At 66.3% G+C, this 13,890-nt stretch carries 14 protein-coding genes, 1 tRNA gene and 3 pseudogenes; 8 read left to right on the plus strand and 10 right to left on the minus strand.

From position 1 onward, the window contains the following. Positions 1-33 precede the first annotated feature (33 nt). From NKF06_RS03350 to NKF06_RS03365, 4 genes and pseudogenes are all read right to left on the minus strand, one after another. Positions 34-668: pseudogene (locus tag NKF06_RS03350) on the minus strand (HAD family hydrolase). Positions 669-753: 85 nt separating this feature from the next. Beyond that, positions 754-1,467, minus strand: a complete 714-nt coding sequence (locus tag NKF06_RS03355; RefSeq protein WP_253244518.1) for a hypothetical protein — start codon at positions 1,465-1,467, stop codon at positions 754-756. A gap of 273 nt (positions 1,468-1,740) precedes the next feature. After that, positions 1,741-2,723, minus strand: a pseudogene (locus NKF06_RS03360) (aldo/keto reductase). A 201-nt stretch (positions 2,724-2,924) separates the two neighbouring features. Continuing rightward, positions 2,925-2,998, minus strand: a tRNA-Tyr gene (locus tag NKF06_RS03365). A 112-nt stretch (positions 2,999-3,110) separates the two neighbouring features. Between NKF06_RS03365 and NKF06_RS03370 the strand changes: the two genes are divergently transcribed. The 3 genes from NKF06_RS03370 (at position 3,111) to ftsZ (ending at position 5,319) form a co-directional block, all read left to right on the plus strand. Then, the gene (locus tag NKF06_RS03370; protein WP_253244519.1) at positions 3,111-3,707 is read left to right on the plus strand and encodes a zinc ribbon domain-containing protein; all 597 of its coding nucleotides are present in this window, start codon (positions 3,111-3,113) and stop codon (positions 3,705-3,707) included. Positions 3,708-3,919: 212 nt separating this feature from the next. Continuing rightward, the gene (locus tag NKF06_RS03375; RefSeq protein ID WP_004973176.1) at positions 3,920-4,105 is read left to right on the plus strand and encodes a ribbon-helix-helix domain-containing protein; all 186 of its coding nucleotides are present in this window, start codon (positions 3,920-3,922) and stop codon (positions 4,103-4,105) included. Positions 4,106-4,107: 2 nt separating this feature from the next. Continuing rightward, positions 4,108-5,319, plus strand: a complete 1,212-nt coding sequence (gene ftsZ, locus NKF06_RS03380; RefSeq protein WP_058826391.1) for a cell division protein FtsZ — start codon at positions 4,108-4,110, stop codon at positions 5,317-5,319. A 169-nt stretch (positions 5,320-5,488) separates the two neighbouring features. Here the strand turns inward: ftsZ and NKF06_RS03385 are convergent, their stop codons facing one another. Further along, on the minus strand, positions 5,489-6,454 hold the full coding sequence (locus tag NKF06_RS03385; RefSeq protein WP_004973180.1) for a TIGR00269 family protein: 966 nt from the start codon (positions 6,452-6,454) through the stop codon (positions 5,489-5,491). 125 nt (positions 6,455-6,579) lie between these two features. Here NKF06_RS03385 and NKF06_RS03390 point away from each other — a divergent pair, with 125 nt between their 5' ends. Next, positions 6,580-7,227, plus strand: coding sequence for a hypothetical protein (locus tag NKF06_RS03390; protein WP_253244520.1), 648 nt, complete (start codon positions 6,580-6,582; stop codon positions 7,225-7,227). Between the two features lie 25 nt (positions 7,228-7,252). On the opposite strand, the gene NKF06_RS03395 is transcribed toward NKF06_RS03390, so the two are convergent. Next, on the minus strand, positions 7,253-7,528 hold the full coding sequence (locus NKF06_RS03395) for a hypothetical protein (protein WP_253244521.1): 276 nt from the start codon (positions 7,526-7,528) through the stop codon (positions 7,253-7,255). 76 nt (positions 7,529-7,604) lie between these two features. Between NKF06_RS03395 and NKF06_RS03400 the strand changes: the two genes are divergently transcribed. Next, positions 7,605-7,820, plus strand: coding sequence for a zinc ribbon domain-containing protein (locus tag NKF06_RS03400; protein WP_115879526.1), 216 nt, complete (start codon positions 7,605-7,607; stop codon positions 7,818-7,820). An 18-nt stretch (positions 7,821-7,838) separates the two neighbouring features. Here the strand turns inward: NKF06_RS03400 and NKF06_RS03405 are convergent, their stop codons facing one another. Next, entirely contained in the window at positions 7,839-8,186 is a 348-nt protein-coding gene (locus NKF06_RS03405; RefSeq protein ID WP_058826395.1) for a helix-turn-helix domain-containing protein, read from the minus strand. Positions 8,187-8,329: 143 nt separating this feature from the next. Between NKF06_RS03405 and NKF06_RS03410 the strand changes: the two genes are divergently transcribed. After that, a complete protein-coding gene (locus tag NKF06_RS03410; protein ID WP_253244522.1) occupies positions 8,330-8,968 on the plus strand; it encodes an NAD(P)H-binding protein in 639 nt (212 codons plus the stop codon). 60 nt (positions 8,969-9,028) lie between these two features. Here the strand turns inward: NKF06_RS03410 and NKF06_RS03415 are convergent. The 3 genes and pseudogenes from NKF06_RS03415 to NKF06_RS03425 form a co-directional block, all read right to left on the minus strand. Next, a pseudogene (locus tag NKF06_RS03415) lies at positions 9,029-9,827 on the minus strand (class I SAM-dependent methyltransferase). A gap of 99 nt (positions 9,828-9,926) precedes the next feature. Then, entirely contained in the window at positions 9,927-10,808 is an 882-nt protein-coding gene (locus NKF06_RS03420) for a deoxyribonuclease IV (RefSeq protein WP_058826397.1), read from the minus strand. An 84-nt stretch (positions 10,809-10,892) separates the two neighbouring features. Next, positions 10,893-11,720, minus strand: a complete 828-nt coding sequence (locus NKF06_RS03425) for a biotin/lipoate A/B protein ligase family protein (protein ID WP_253244523.1) — start codon at positions 11,718-11,720, stop codon at positions 10,893-10,895. A gap of 164 nt (positions 11,721-11,884) precedes the next feature. Here NKF06_RS03425 and NKF06_RS03430 point away from each other — a divergent pair, with 164 nt between their 5' ends. Together NKF06_RS03430 and NKF06_RS21120 are read left to right on the plus strand one after the other, a co-directional pair. Beyond that, complete coding sequence (locus NKF06_RS03430; RefSeq protein ID WP_253244524.1) at positions 11,885-12,535, plus strand: VOC family protein; 651 nt, start codon at positions 11,885-11,887, stop codon at positions 12,533-12,535. A gap of 48 nt (positions 12,536-12,583) precedes the next feature. Further along, complete coding sequence (locus NKF06_RS21120; protein WP_253244525.1) at positions 12,584-13,639, plus strand: HAMP domain-containing sensor histidine kinase; 1,056 nt, start codon at positions 12,584-12,586, stop codon at positions 13,637-13,639. Positions 13,640-13,890 lie beyond the last annotated feature (251 nt).

The raw sequence follows: 13,890 nt of genomic DNA on the forward strand, positions 1-13,890 counted from the left end.
AGCGCCGCGGCGGCGACGACGGCGCCGCGGCGGTCACGGGCACGGGTCCTCCCCGGCGCGCAGTCTCGCCGCGACCGATTCGAGCGTCGTCTCCCGGAGGTTCACGAATCGGCCGCCGACCGCCTCGATGCCGCCGTCGGAGTCCGGGTCGTCGCCGACGTGGACCAGTTCGGTCGCGTCGACGCCGAGGCCGCGGGCGGCCGCCTCGAACGCCTGTGCGTGGGGTTTCCGCCAGCCGCAGGCGACGCTCGTCGTGATGTCGTCGAAGCCGCGTCTGTCGAGGTCCGACCGGATGAGCGTCCGAGCGACGAGTTCGGGAACGGAACAGTTCGAGAGGAGGCCGACCGGGCCGGCCTCGCGGGCAGCAGCGACCGCTTCGACCGCGCCGGGACGGGTGGTCACCTCGGGGTCGAACGCCGTGATGACCGCGCGTCGGGCGGCGTTATCCGGCGAATCGACGCCCCGAGAGCGGAGCGCCGCGGCGACGTGGGCCGGAAGCGGGACTCCGCGCCTTCGGGCGCGTCGATGTGGACCTCGCGGTAGGCGTCGTCCCAGTCGTCGGGGACGGCGACGCCGTACTCGCGGAGCGCGTCTGCGACCGCCGCGCCGGGGTCTGACGGGTACTCGGCGTCGACGAGCGTGCCGAAGAGGTCGAACGTGACTGCCACTAGAATTTCATTGGCGAAACTGTACTTGAATATAGCGAAGCGGGGGGGGTCGGTTGTGGTGACGTAGCAAGCGTCTCGCTGGCCGTCAGCGACGAACCTCCGTGCCGTCGCCCCAGACGTACAGCCCCCAGCGTTCGAGGACGTACCATCCCCCCGCAAGGAGCGCAATTCCACTCCCGAGCAGGTACCCCGCATCGTGGAGGTCAGTGCCCACGCCCGCGTATCGGGTTGACAGCGGGGGTTGGGTCACGTGGTAGTACCGCCCGTCGTGTTCGATGAGAACGGCGGTCAGGCGTTCGTGGGTCGTGAGTTCCCCCGTTCGAACGAGTTCGCGTAATCGAGGGGTGGCGGCGGAAACCGCGAGTTCGTCGTAGAACGCGTGTAGCGTGACTCGCTCGGCGGTGACTCGTACTGTCCCGTCTTCCTTGTAGTCGTGGAGGCGGTAGACCTCACTCACGTCTGAGATGGTACCACCAGTCCCGACGACGGCATACCGGTGGTCGACGAGCGACCCGGGGAACGCCGCCTTCGTTCGGGACCCGTTTGCCGCCTCACGGAGTGCCGTCCGTTCCGGTCGGTCACCGGGTCCGTCGCTGGCGATGAACACCGCCGACGGCCCCGCCGGGTCGACCGTGGTGTCGTCCACGACTACCGCTGCGGCACCCTCCGGAGAGGCGGACAGTTCTCTCACCTCGTAGGTGTACATCCTGTCGGGAGTCGTCGCGTCGAGCGCAGCAGACCCGCCGATGAGCGCGACTCCAACAGCGACTGCGAGGAGGAGCATCTTGCGGGAGGGCACTACTGGGACCGAACGTGTTGGCGGATAAGTATCTTCTGCGGGAGGGCGTCAGAGACGCCCGCCGCTGTCGAACTGCAGATGCAGACGAACGATATCGCCGGGTGAGGAGTCCAACGACACCGCCGGCGACGACGTCGCTCTCTCCGAGACGCTGGAGACCGGGACGACCGGACCGACGGAAATTGGGCCCGGTACTTCATCCGCAACGACTGCGAGGACGTCTTCGAGAGCTAATCGGCTGTCACGCACCGATAGCCGCTACTGGGGAGCACCTCACCAGCGATGGTGAACGTGTTCGCGCGCGTACGCGTCGTACGCCTCTTCGACGCGCTCGAACTGCTCGGCCGACAGTGGCGGGAGCGACGCCGCGGCGACGTTGTCGCGGATGTGTTCCGGCGTCTTCGACCCGGGGATGATGGTGCTCACGGCGTCGAACGAGAGAATCCAGCGGAGCGTGAACTGCGCGAGCGACACTCCCTCGGGGACGACCTCCTGTATCGCGTCCGCGGCGGCGAGGCCGTCTTCGAACGGGATTCCCGCGAACGTCTCGCCCACGTCGAACGCCTCGCCGTTTCGGTTGTAGTTCCGGTGGTCGTCCTCGCCGAACTCGGCGTCCTCGGAGAGGGCACCGGTGAGCAGCCCCGACGCGAGCGGGACGCGGACGATAACGCCGACGTTCCGGCGCTGTGCCTCCCGGAAGAACAGCTCAGCGGGTCGCTGTCGAAGCGGGTTGAAGATTATCTGTACCGTCTCGACGCCGTCGTACTCGATGGCCTTGAGGCCGTCTTCGACCTTCTCGACGCTCACGCCGTAGTGGTCTATCTTCCCGGCGTCGCGGAGGTCCGAAAGCGCGTCGAACACCTCGGGCTGGTAGTACACGTCTCGCGGTGGGCAGTGGAGTTGAACGAGGTCGAGGGTGTCCATCCCGAGGTTGTCCCGGCTTCGGTCCACGAACCGTTCGAGGTTCTCGCGGTTGTAACCGTCCGCCTCGTGCGGGTCGAGTCGTCGCCCCGCCTTGGTGGCGACGGTGACGTCGTCGTCGCGGTCGCGAGCACGTCGCCGATTCGGCGTTCGCTGTCGCCGTCGCCGTACACGTCGGCGGTGTCGAGGAAGTCGATGCCCGCGTCGAGTGCCGTCTCGATGGCGTCGTACGCTTCCTCGTCGGTTACCGGGCCCCAGCTACCGCCGAGCTGCCACGTCCCCAGCGCGACCTCAGAGACATCGAATCCAGTCGTACCGAGCGGTCGAGAATCCATAGCGTCCGGTTTCGAACAGACGGGGGTAAATGACGGGGTCCCGGCGAGATATTCGCCGATTGTTCGTGAGGGTTCGGGGTGACGGAACAGGGACGCTACAGGTCAGAATCGATGACGGTCCGCGCTCCCCGATTTGAACTCACTCGCAACGCTTCGCGTTGCTCGCTGCTCAAACGGCTCGACCGGATTTTGCAAGCAAAATCCGCTCTCCCCGATTTGAACGGGGGACAAGCCGATCTACAGTCGGCTGCTCTGCCAGGCTGAGCTAAGAGCGGTCACCGATTGCTATCCGGTCGATGCGTTTAACCATTATCATTCTCGCCGCCGCGTGTGCTGTGTGTCAGACACGTGCGAACATTGATATGCCGCCGAGATAATCCCGGAGTAATGAGTAAGATCACGTTCCGCGCCGACGACGCCCTCGTCGAGCGTCTGGACCGCCTCGACACCTCGAAGAGCGAGGTGATGCGCGAGGCGCTCCGCCAGTATCTCGACGAACTGGAACGTGACGACGCCGCGGACGACGACATGTCCGACACCGACGGCCTCGACGGCGCGCTCTCGGCGCGGGTCGAGGAACTCGTCGACGAGCGACTCGACGAACGACTCCCGACGCTCGTCGAGGAAGCGGCGACGGCCCGCGAGTCCGAGCGTCCGACGCCCTCCGAGCTGAACGTCAACATCAACGTCGATGGTTCGAGCGACGAATCCAGCGTAAACGCGGGGATAGACCGGGAATCGAGTTCGAATCCGGTTCGTAAGACACGGGGCGAACTGGACGCTCCGGAGACAGACTCCCCCGAGATGAACTGTGGCCAATGTGGTGAATCCGTGGGCGAAGACCACGTGTACTGCCCGAACTGCGGAGAGAAAACCTCCCATCGCGTGTTCTGCGAATGCGGCGACGAACTGCGCTCCGACTGGGCGTTCTGTCCCGACTGCGGTCGTCGGACGCCTGCGGCTGACGTCCTGGAACAATCATAACCGGCGATTAAAGCCCCCTATACGGGATATTCAGCCCCTGTCTTACAATCGCCGTTACATTTATATTCTATCCCTCTGTGGTGATTATCGCGTAAGACGGTTGTCTTACAGCCACCCGACGGCGGCCCGCATCCCGGCGTCGTCCGTCGGTTTTCGGGTGTAAGACACTCGCACACGAGTGCGGCGCGCCGTCTTACCGGGGGAATGTAAACATGGAGCGTGTGACACTACGAATTCCGAAGCAGCAAATCGAGGAGGTCGAGCGGATGGTCGAGACGGGAGAGTTCCCGAACCGATCCGAAGCCATCCGTTCCGCCGTTCGCGATATGCTCAACGAACAGACTACTGACAAGCGACAGCGCGAATCTACCAGCAAGCGCGGCTGGGCAAAGGTGTAACTATGCAGGATATCGTTCGCGAGGCGATGGAACGGGACGAGGCCGAGCGCAAGACGCAGTCGTCGCTCGAAGACAGCGACGACCAGTTCGGTGACCCGCGAATCGTCATCGTCGGCGCCGGTGGTGCTGGCAACAACACCATCAACCGCCTGTACAACATCGGTGTCGAGGGGGCCGACACGGTCGCCATCAACACCGACAAGCAGCACCTGAAGATGATCGAAGCGGACACGAAAATCCTCGTCGGGAAGTCCCTGACGCAGGGTCTCGGTGCCGGTGGTGACCCGTCGATGGGTGAACGTGCGACCGAGATGGCACAGGGCACGATCAAAGACGTGCTCGGCGACGCCGACCTCGTGTTCGTCACCGCGGGGATGGGCGGCGGCACCGGTACCGGTGCGGCCCCCGTCGTCGCGAAGATCGCAAAGGAGCAGGGCGCAATCGTCGTGGGCATGGTCTCGACTCCGTTCAACGTCGAGCGCGCCCGCACGGTCAAGGCCGAGGAGGGACTCGAAAACCTCCGCAACGAGGCCGACTCCATCATCGTGCTGGACAACAACCGCCTCCTCGATTACGTCCCGAACCTGCCCATCGGCAAGGCGTTCTCGGTCATGGACCAGATTATCGCCGAGACGGTCAAGGGCATCTCGGAGACCATCACCCAACCGTCGCTCATCAACCTCGACTACGCCGACATGTCGACCATCATGAACCAAGGCGGCGTCGCGGTGATGCTCGTCGGCGAGACCCAAGACAAGAACAAGACCCAAGAGGTGGTCAACGACGCGATGAACCACCCGCTACTCGACGTGGACTACCGCGGTGCGTCCGGTGGTCTCGTCCACATCACGGGCGGCCCCGACCTCACCCTGAAGGAGGCCGAGGGAATCGCGAGCAACATCACCGAACGACTGGAAGCCGCCGCGAACGTCATCTGGGGCGCTCGCATTCAGGACGAGTACAAGGGGAAAGTCCGCGTCATGGCCATCATGACGGGCGTCCAGTCCGCACAGGTCCTCGGCCCGACGACGCAGAAGCAGGCCGACAAGTCGCGTCAGAGCATCCAATCGCGCGAGTCGCAGCAACAGCAGCGCTCGGGTTCGAATTCGGAATTCGATAGCTCGGAACGAGCCCAGACGGCACAGAGCGGCACGTGGTCCGACGGCGGCCGCGACGAAGTCGAGAAGAACAACGGTCTCGACGTCATCCGGTAACGCCCTGTCAGACCCGCGCGGACGCCGCCGCGCCCGTCGGGTGACTCGTGGGTTCTTTTTCGCTGACGTAGTTTTTCGACAGTGAGCGTTGCCGCCGACTCGGTCGATTCGCCGTCACCCGGTGCTGTCTGACTCGTAAGACACGACGAAAAACGGAGTTCCGTACCGCTCAGACCGCTTCTATCGACTCGATGAGCCGGCACTTCCGACAGACGTCGCCGGCGGTCTTCGACCCGCAGCGCTCGCAGTCGTTGAGGTCGACGCGACCCTCGCCGCGGTACTCGCGGGCGGTCAGTTCGGCCAACTCCTCGTAGCCCGCCATGATGGAGTGGCGGGTTCCGGGGTGGTTCTCTTCGAGTTTCAACAGCAACTGTTGAATCTCGCCGCGGTAGGCCTCCGAGGAGTGGGGGCACTCGGTGATGTGCGCCGGGAGGTCCTTCAGGTGGGCGTAGAGCGCGACTTCCTTTTCGGGCACGTCGCGAAGCGGCTTGGCCCGCGGGATGAACTCACCGGCGTCGCGGCGCTTCTCGAAGTCGCCGATGCTGGCGTCGAAGTGCTTTGCGACCTGCTTGAGGTCGCCCTCGAAGAAGTTCATGAGCGCCGTCTGCGCCTCGTCGTCGAGGTTGTGGCCCGTGAGCAGTTTGTCCGCCCCGAGCTCGTCGGCGAAGCGTTCGAGCAGGTCGCGGCGGAACACGCCGCAGTAGGCGCAGGCGGCCATGTTCTCGGGGTCTTTCTCGACCACGTCGTCCATCTGGACGCCGAACTCGTCCTCGTAGGTGACCAGTTCGTGGTGGATATCGAGGTCCTCGGCGAGTTCGACGCAGGCGTCGACGGACTTGTCGCGGTAGCCCTCGATACCCTCGTGGATGGTGAGGGCGACGAGTTCGATGCGCGGGTCGCGCCCGAACGTGTCGTCGAGGATGTGTGTGAGGACGACGCTGTCCTTGCCGCCGGAGAGTCCGATGACCCACGTCTGTGGGTTCTCGGGGCTGGCGTCGCGGGGGAGCATGTTGTCCTCGCGGATGCGGCGGCGCACGCGTTTCTCGACCGAGGCGCAAAAGTGGTCTTCGCAGAGATGGGCCCCGGAGTAAGCCGCGTGCATCACCGCGTCGCGGCCGCACTTGTCGCACTCCATTGCCGGTCGCTTGCCCGGCGGGAGGGATACGGGTTTCGCCTCGGGGCGGGCGGCGCTCGCTCGACCGGCGTCTCCGTCGGACGCGGTCGCAACCGGTTTGACCCTCCGAACCCCACGGACAGTCGATGGACAGAGACGCCGCCCTCGACCGAGTCGACGCCGTCGTCGACGCCGTCGAGTCCGAGACGCTCCCCGTCCCGGTCCGCGAGGTGTGGGTCTACGGCGACGTGGCGCTCGGCCTCGACCCCCTCGACCGACTCGACGTGTACGTGACGAAAGACATCCTCCTCCGCGGCGACCCCGACGCGGCCGAGGCGTTCGAGCAGTCCCACGGCGTGAAGGGCGTCGGCAAGAGCGTCCGCGCCGAGTGGGCGCGCGAGCACCCCGACCTACTACGAGCCAACGCGAACGGCTACGCGGCCCCCGAGAAGTGTCTCGCCGCCCACCTGCTCCCCGACGACGACGAACCGGTTCACCTCGAAGTGTGCAACGCCTCGTTCGAGGACAACGTCACCCAGCGGCTGAAGGGCGCGGTCGCCCGCGAGGCCTACGAGCAAATTCTCGACCCCCGCGGCGTCTGCCTCTACGCCGACGGCCAGCGCTCGCCCGACGCGATGTCGAAACTCCGGAACAGCGAGTTCGCCTTCCCGACGCTCTCGGGCGCGCTGGAGATGCTCGGACTGGAAGGCGACGAGGCCGAGACGGCCGTCGAGGCGATGCGAGCCTATCGGGCCGAACAGACCGGTACGTCGGTCCGCGGCGACGTGGTCTGAGGCCGGAACCGAATCGGAGGCGACGCTACCAGTCGCGGGCGTCGTCGCGGTCGCGGTCGTCACTGCGGTCGGAGCCCCAACCAGCGCCCTCACTCCGGTCGTTCTCGTTCGGGCGGCGGTCGGTCCCCCGACCGTGCTGTTCGTTGTAGCGCATCCCCTCGTCGCGGGCGCGGCGCTCCGCCTCCTCGCGACTCATCGTCGGCGGGTCGCGCGTCTCGGCTTGAATCCCGGCGTAGAGGGCGATTGCGGCACCGATGCTGAGGAGGACGAAGAGGAAGAACACGAGGCCACCGGCGGACATGTGCGTACTCGCGGGCGGGAGGCAGGAAATCGTTTTGGGGGGTGGTTTTTTCACGGGAGTAGTTCAACTACTCAACATGAGCCCTCCACCAAGTGCCGACCGCGACGGCTGTCCGAAGTGCGGCCACTCCGAGACCGAAATCGACTCCATCGCAACCACGGGAAGCGGCCTCTCGAAGATGTTCGACATCCAGAACCGCCAGTTCACCGTCGTCTCGTGTGCGAACTGCGGCTACTCGGAACTCTACCGCGGCCAGTCGAACGGCAACTTCGTCGACCTGTTCCTCGGCTGAGCGCCCGCGCTCCGCCGTTTACGACTCCGCACCGCCGTCCGCAGACATCCATTTTTCGCCCCACTCGGAGATGTCGTCGAACGCCGGGAGCAGTTCCTCGCCCTTCTGGGTGAGCGAGTAGTAGACCGCGATTGGACTGCCGTCTTCGACCTCCCGCTCGACGTATCCCAACTCCTGGAGGTCGTCCAGCACGCGCGAGAGCGTCTGAGAGTTCGCGCCGCTCGCGCGCTTGAGTTCGTTGAACCGGAGGTCGCCCTCGCGCAGCACGTGGATGACCGTCATCCGCCACCGCGAGCCGATCTCTTCGAGCGTCTTGATGACCGGACACTGTTCGTACTTCGTTTCGAGGTTCTGGTGCGGTGACATCGACGTGACCTACTCACACCGAGGTTCGCTTAGGTATATTAAACTCACTCCCCTTGACCAAGTATGACGATGTGACCGCATCGTCGCGGCGAACCGGACGACGAAACGACGCACGACTCACTACACACCCACACCATCTCATCATGAATGTACTCCTCCTCGGTGCGAGCGGCCGAATCGGCACGCGAATCGCCAACGAACTCCTGAACCGCGGACACGCGGTCACCGGCGTCTCCCGAAGCGGCGAAATCGACAGCATCGACGACCCCGACTTCTCGGCGGTCGCCGGCGACGCGACCGACGCCGACCAACTCGCGCGACTCGCCGCGGGGCACGACGCGGTCGCCTCCGCGCTCGGCCCGAGCGACGACGAGTCGCCGGAGGTTCTCGTCGAGATGCTCGACGCCGTGGTCGACGGGATGCGCCGCGCCTCGGTCGACCGCCTCGTCTGGACCGGTGGCGCGGGCATCCTGAACGTCGCCCCCGACACGCGACTCATCGACTCGCCGGAGTTCCCCGACGAGTGGAAGCCGGTCGCCAGCGCCGCCATCGAGGCGTACGGCCTGCTCGAAGACGCCGACGACCTGCAGTGGACCTACGTCGCGCCCGCGGCGTTCATCGAACCCGGTGAGCGGACCGGCGAGTTCCGGACCGCGCTCGGCGAACTCGTCGCCGACGAGGACGGCGAGAGCCGTATCTCCATGGAGGACTTCGCCATCGCGTTCGCTGACGAACTGGAGCGCGGCGACGCCGTCCACGAACAACTCGCGGTCGGCTACTAAACAGACGGACTCGTTTTTCGGCCGCCGATTCGGCCATCTCGGCCCGTCGAGCGGCCCCGACTACACCCGGCCAGTCGTCACGTCGAACGGGACGACCTCGGCCCGGCGGTACTCCCCGTCTCGAATCTGCTGGACGACCTCGCGGCCCATCTTCCGCCACTCCCGTCGGACGGACTCGTAGGAGTCGTCGTCGAGTCCCCGGCGGAGGTCGGCCTCGTGGCGGTCCAACCCCTCGCCGGTCGCCTTCTTGGCCGCGCTCCGCACGTCGTGGTCGTCGTACGGCGGCTCGGTCAGCTTGCGGTGGTGGTACCGGCGGGTTCCGACGACCGACAGGCCGGCGTCGACGAACAGTCCACGAACGCGGTCGCCGAGCGCCACGTCGGTCGCCACGCCGTCGCGGAAGGCGTCTCTGACCCGGCGGTCGAAGCGCGGCCTCGGACTCGACGGTCGAGTCGACGCCGACGGCGGCGTTGTCGGGTTCGACCGTCGCCACGAGGTCAGACGAGACGCGGGCGAACTCGCTGAGCGCGGCCGTCGGGTCGGGGAGGTTCACGAGGAGCGCCTGACAGACGACCAAATCGAAACTGTCGACGGCGAAGGGGAGTCGCGTCGCGTCGCCTGCGACCGTCTCGATTCCGGCGCGGTCGGCGGCGACTGAAAGCAGGTCGGTGTCGGCGTCGACGCCGACGACGCGGGCGTCCGAGGCCTCCGCGAGGACGCGCGTGAACTCGCCGGTCCCACAGCCCACGTCGAGAATGCGGGCTCGACCGTCGAGGTCGAGGTCGGCGAGGGCCGCGCGAGAGTCGTCCCACATGCCTTCTCGCGTCCGCCGAAGATACGATTCGGAGAAACGTCGCACACGCGGTGTCGGGCGCGGCGACCCAAAAAACAGTCGAATCAGTCGATGCGGGGACGCAGCGGCAGCCGATAGCGGCCTCGACAGCCCCCGTTCGGCGTCTTACTCCGCGTCGGCGCGGAGTTCGCGGACGCGGTCGATGTTCCACGCGAAGCCCTTGCCGTCCTCGGTGGGCGTCTCCAAGACGAGCGGCACGTCGTTGTCGACGATGGCGTCGTGGTTGATGAACGCGCGCATGCCCTCCTCGCCGATGAGGCCCTCGCCGATGAGGGCGTGTTCGTCCTTGTTCGTCCCGCACTCGTGTTTCGAGTCGTTGAGGTGGACGCACTTGAGGTGCTCTAGGCCGACCTCGGCGTCGAGTTCCTCGAACGTCTCGTCGACGCCCGCGGCCGTCGAGAGGTCGTAGCCCGCGGCGAACGCGTGGGCGGTGTCGAGACAGACGTCGAGGTCCTGTTCGGACTCTTCGAGGACGTAGCCGAGGTGGGCGAAGTCGTCGCCCATCTTCGTGCCCGACCCCGCGTCGGACTCGATGAGGACGGTGACGCCGTCGGGGATGTCGAGGTCGTCGAGGACGGAGACGGCGTTGTCGAGGCCCTGCTGTTCGCCCGCGCCGGTGTGGGCCCCGAGGTGGACGTTCACGTACTCGATGCCGAGTTTGTCGGCCATGTCGACCTCCGTCTGCATCGAGTCCAGCGACTTCTGCCGGAGGCCGTCTTTGGGCGTACAGAGGTTGACGAGGTACGACGAGTGGATGACCCACGGGCCCGCCAGTTTGTCGGCGGTCTGCTCGCGGAACAGTTCGGCCTCCTCGTCGGAGATGTCGGGGTCGCGCCACACCTGCGGCGAGGTGGTGAAAATCTGCCCGCAGTTGCCGCCGAAGGCGACCTGCCGGAAGACGGCGTTGGCGACGTTACCGTGCGGTGGCGTCTCGTCGTCGGACGAGACCTTCGAACTGGACATCGAGACGTGTGCGCCGACTTGCATGCAGAGTCCGACGGCGTACCCGAACAAAGGGACTTCGGAGTCGGCGGCGACGGCGACGACGATGTTAATGGCGATGGCGGCCGGTCAGTCGGACCGCGACCCCGGACGACGGCGCACCCAGTCTTCGGCGCGGTACTTCTCGTCGACCTTCGCGCGCGCCCGGTCGAGTTCGTCGTCGGTCCACGACCCCTCGTCGGCGTCGACGAATCCCGAGAGCGATTCGGTGAGCGCCGCGACGAACTCCTCGCGGGAGGCGTCTGCGAGTTCGTCGATGCCGACGACGCGCTCCCGAAACGCTTCGGGCGTCACGTCGTGACCGTCGAACACGTCGAGGTGAGTCTCGGCGTCCACCGAGTAGGTGAGCGACCCATGCTGGACGACACCGTCGCGGCGGCGGTACTGGGCGTTGCCCGCGACTTTCCGGCCCGCGGCGACCATGTCGTGGGCGGGGTGGAGCGCCCGCAGATAGCAGGCGGGGTGCCAGATGACGGGCATGTCGTCGTCGACGAAATCCACGTCCACGCCGACCGCGCGAATCGCGTCGAGAATCGGTTCGCACAGGAGGTGGTAGCAGTCCATGAGGTCGCCCGGCAGCTCCGATTTCGGCGCGGCGATGGAGTAGGCCACGTCGCCGTGGCGGTCGTGGTAGATGCCGCCGCCGCCGGTCTGCCGGCGAGTCACGTCGATTCCCTCGCGGTCGCAGTAGTCCCAATCGACGGTCTCGGGGTCCTGTCCGTAGCCCAGCGAGAGGCAACTCGGCTCCCACGAGTAGACGCGGACGGTCCGGGGGCCGCCCGCGGCGGCCGTCTCGCCCGCAACCTCGTCGAGCGCCATCTGCATCGGTCCCGGTCGGACCTCCTCGCGAATCACCCGCCACTCGCGGTCGGCAATCGACCCCTGCGAGTCGTTCATACGTCGGCTTCGTCCATCCGGGAGAAAGCGATTTCGACGCTCGGCCACCGCCGCGGCGCCCGGCCTCGTCGCGACGGGTACCAGTCGGGCGACCGGCGCCGACCGCCGACCGATGCGGCCGACGCGAGCGATTCCGTTAAACCGCGTCGCGGTGACGTGAACCCATGAAGTTCAACCGCGTCGCCCTCGCCGCGACAGACCCCATCTCGCTGTGTGAGTTCTACGTCGAGACGCTCGGGTTCGCGCCGGTCACCGGGTCACAACGCTCGGCGACCGCCGGGGAGACGACCCTGTGGTTCGAACTCGGCGACACCGACCCCGGCCACCTCGCGTTCACCGTCGCCGCCGCAGTGGACTCCGTGGTCGCGTGGCTGGACGAGCGCACGGACGTGGACGTGCTCGATACCGACGAGGGGCCGAGCGTCCGGTTCGACTTCCTCGGCTGTGACTCCGTCTACTTCGAGGACCCCGAGGGCAACGTCATCGAGTACGTCTGCTACGACGGCGACGCGACGGGCGAGTTCGACCCGGCGACGGACCTCCGCGGCGCGACCGAGGTGGGCATGGCCGTCCCCGACGTGGAGTCGTTCGTGGCGGCGCTGACCGAGGCGCTCGGCATCGAGCCGATGGAGTCGTTCGAGGGCGGCGACCTCGTGTTCGTCGGCGATCGAGACGCCCGCTTCGTCGTCTCGCCGGTCGGCCGCCCGTGGTATCCGACCGACAGCGAGGCGACCGTCGGCCCGGTGTCGGCGCAGTGCGACGCCGACGGCGTCTTCGACCCCGAGGGGCTCCCGTACCGCGTCAACGTCGAGTGACAACTCGTTTCAAAGAAGCGTTATTACTTCTACGAGAGTCAACGAACTGTGAACGTCTCTCGTCTCGTTAGTGCGGGGTCCCTCAGTCTCACCGGGGTGGCCCTGTTCGTCATCGTCTCGAACAGCGTCGCCTCGGTCGCATCCGACCTCGCCGGCCTCGTCGCCGCGGCCTTCGGCCTCCTCATCTCGGTGCTCTTCGTCGCCGTCGGCCCCGTCGTCTACCGAAGCGACCTCAAGACCATCCACATCGCCCGCGTCGCCGGCTGGAACCTTCTCGGCGTCGTCGTCACCGTGTTCGTCCTCGCGCTCATCGGGAGCTACCAGCAGGCCGCGGGCGGAACGGTCAGCGAGCCGCTTTTCAGCGCGGCCGTGGTCGTCGGCGTGAGCGCCGTCGCGCACGTCCTCATCGGCCTCAACGACGTGCGCCGGATTCGGACCCGCGAGCTATCGGAACAGTACAAGCGGTCGGCGGTCATCAACCGACTCGTCCGCCACAACCTCCGGCACACCGCGCAGTTGCTCCTCGGCTGGGGCGACCAACTCGCGACCGACGGCGGCGACGACGAGACCGTCCGCATCGGCGAGCGCCTGAAAGCGACCGGCGACGACCTCGGGACGATGAGCGACCAGGTCAAGACCGTCACCCAACTCGTCGACAGCGAACCCGAGGGTGAGACGGTCGACCTCCGGGCGCTTCTCGACCCGCTCGTCGACGACCGCTCGGCGGCCAACCCGGAGGCGACCATCACCGTCCGCGGCGACGGTCCAGCGACGGTCGTCGGCGGGAAGAAGCTGAAAATCGCGTTCCGCGAGGTCGTCGAGAACGCGCTCGAACACGCCGGTCCGGCTCCGACGGTCGAAATCGAGTACGAACGCGTCGGGAGTCAAGTCGTCGTCCGCGTGGCCGACGACGGGCCGGGCATCCCCGACCACCAGCGCGAACTCATCGAGCAGAACGTCGAAGAGAGCGACCTCGCCCACGGCAACGGGCTGGGGCTCTGGCTCTCGAAGTGGATTGTGGAGGCCTACGGCGGCGAGCTCCGCCTCCCGAAGACCGAAGACGGCGAGGGCGCAGTCGTCGAGTTCCACCTCGACGCGGCGTGAGTCCACAGCCTCGAAGACGGCTGATACGAGAGCTATTTGCTCGATTTTACTGCTTGAATCAGCCGCTCAGTAGATGATCGTATGAACTACAGTGTGGATGCTGTCACGGCTACCCGACTTTCGAGAACAGGGCCACAGACCTCATTCAACCGAGGTGTGAGGAACTGGATGGAATGAACCAACCAACTCACGACAACTCCAAACAATCAGCCACGGAACCAGAAGACACATCGTCGGTCTCTCGTCGCGGC

Source organism: Haloferax sp. AB510, from assembly GCF_024136985.1.
Lineage (GTDB): Archaea > Halobacteriota > Halobacteria > Halobacteriales > Haloferacaceae > Haloferax.

Bases quoted from the DNA above. Each gene is read 5' to 3' on its own strand.
- NKF06_RS03370 (WP_253244519.1), top strand. From the start codon at position 3,111: ATGAGTAAGATCACGTTCCGCGCCGACGACGCCCTCGTCGAGCGTCTG.
- NKF06_RS03375 (WP_004973176.1), top strand. From the start codon at position 3,920: ATGGAGCGTGTGACACTACGAATTCCGAAGCAGCAAATCGAGGAGGTC.
- ftsZ (WP_058826391.1), top strand. From the start codon at position 4,108: ATGCAGGATATCGTTCGCGAGGCGATGGAACGGGACGAGGCCGAGCGC.
- NKF06_RS03385 (WP_004973180.1), bottom strand. From the start codon at position 6,454: ATGGAGTGCGACAAGTGCGGCCGCGACGCGGTGATGCACGCGGCTTAC.
- NKF06_RS03390 (WP_253244520.1), top strand. From the start codon at position 6,580: ATGGACAGAGACGCCGCCCTCGACCGAGTCGACGCCGTCGTCGACGCC.
- NKF06_RS03395 (WP_253244521.1), bottom strand. From the start codon at position 7,528: ATGTCCGCCGGTGGCCTCGTGTTCTTCCTCTTCGTCCTCCTCAGCATC.
- NKF06_RS03400 (WP_115879526.1), top strand. From the start codon at position 7,605: ATGAGCCCTCCACCAAGTGCCGACCGCGACGGCTGTCCGAAGTGCGGC.
- NKF06_RS03405 (WP_058826395.1), bottom strand. From the start codon at position 8,186: ATGTCACCGCACCAGAACCTCGAAACGAAGTACGAACAGTGTCCGGTC.
- NKF06_RS03410 (WP_253244522.1), top strand. From the start codon at position 8,330: ATGAATGTACTCCTCCTCGGTGCGAGCGGCCGAATCGGCACGCGAATC.
- NKF06_RS03420 (WP_058826397.1), bottom strand. From the start codon at position 10,808: ATGCAAGTCGGCGCACACGTCTCGATGTCCAGTTCGAAGGTCTCGTCC.
- NKF06_RS03425 (WP_253244523.1), bottom strand. From the start codon at position 11,720: ATGAACGACTCGCAGGGGTCGATTGCCGACCGCGAGTGGCGGGTGATT.
- NKF06_RS03430 (WP_253244524.1), top strand. From the start codon at position 11,885: ATGAAGTTCAACCGCGTCGCCCTCGCCGCGACAGACCCCATCTCGCTG.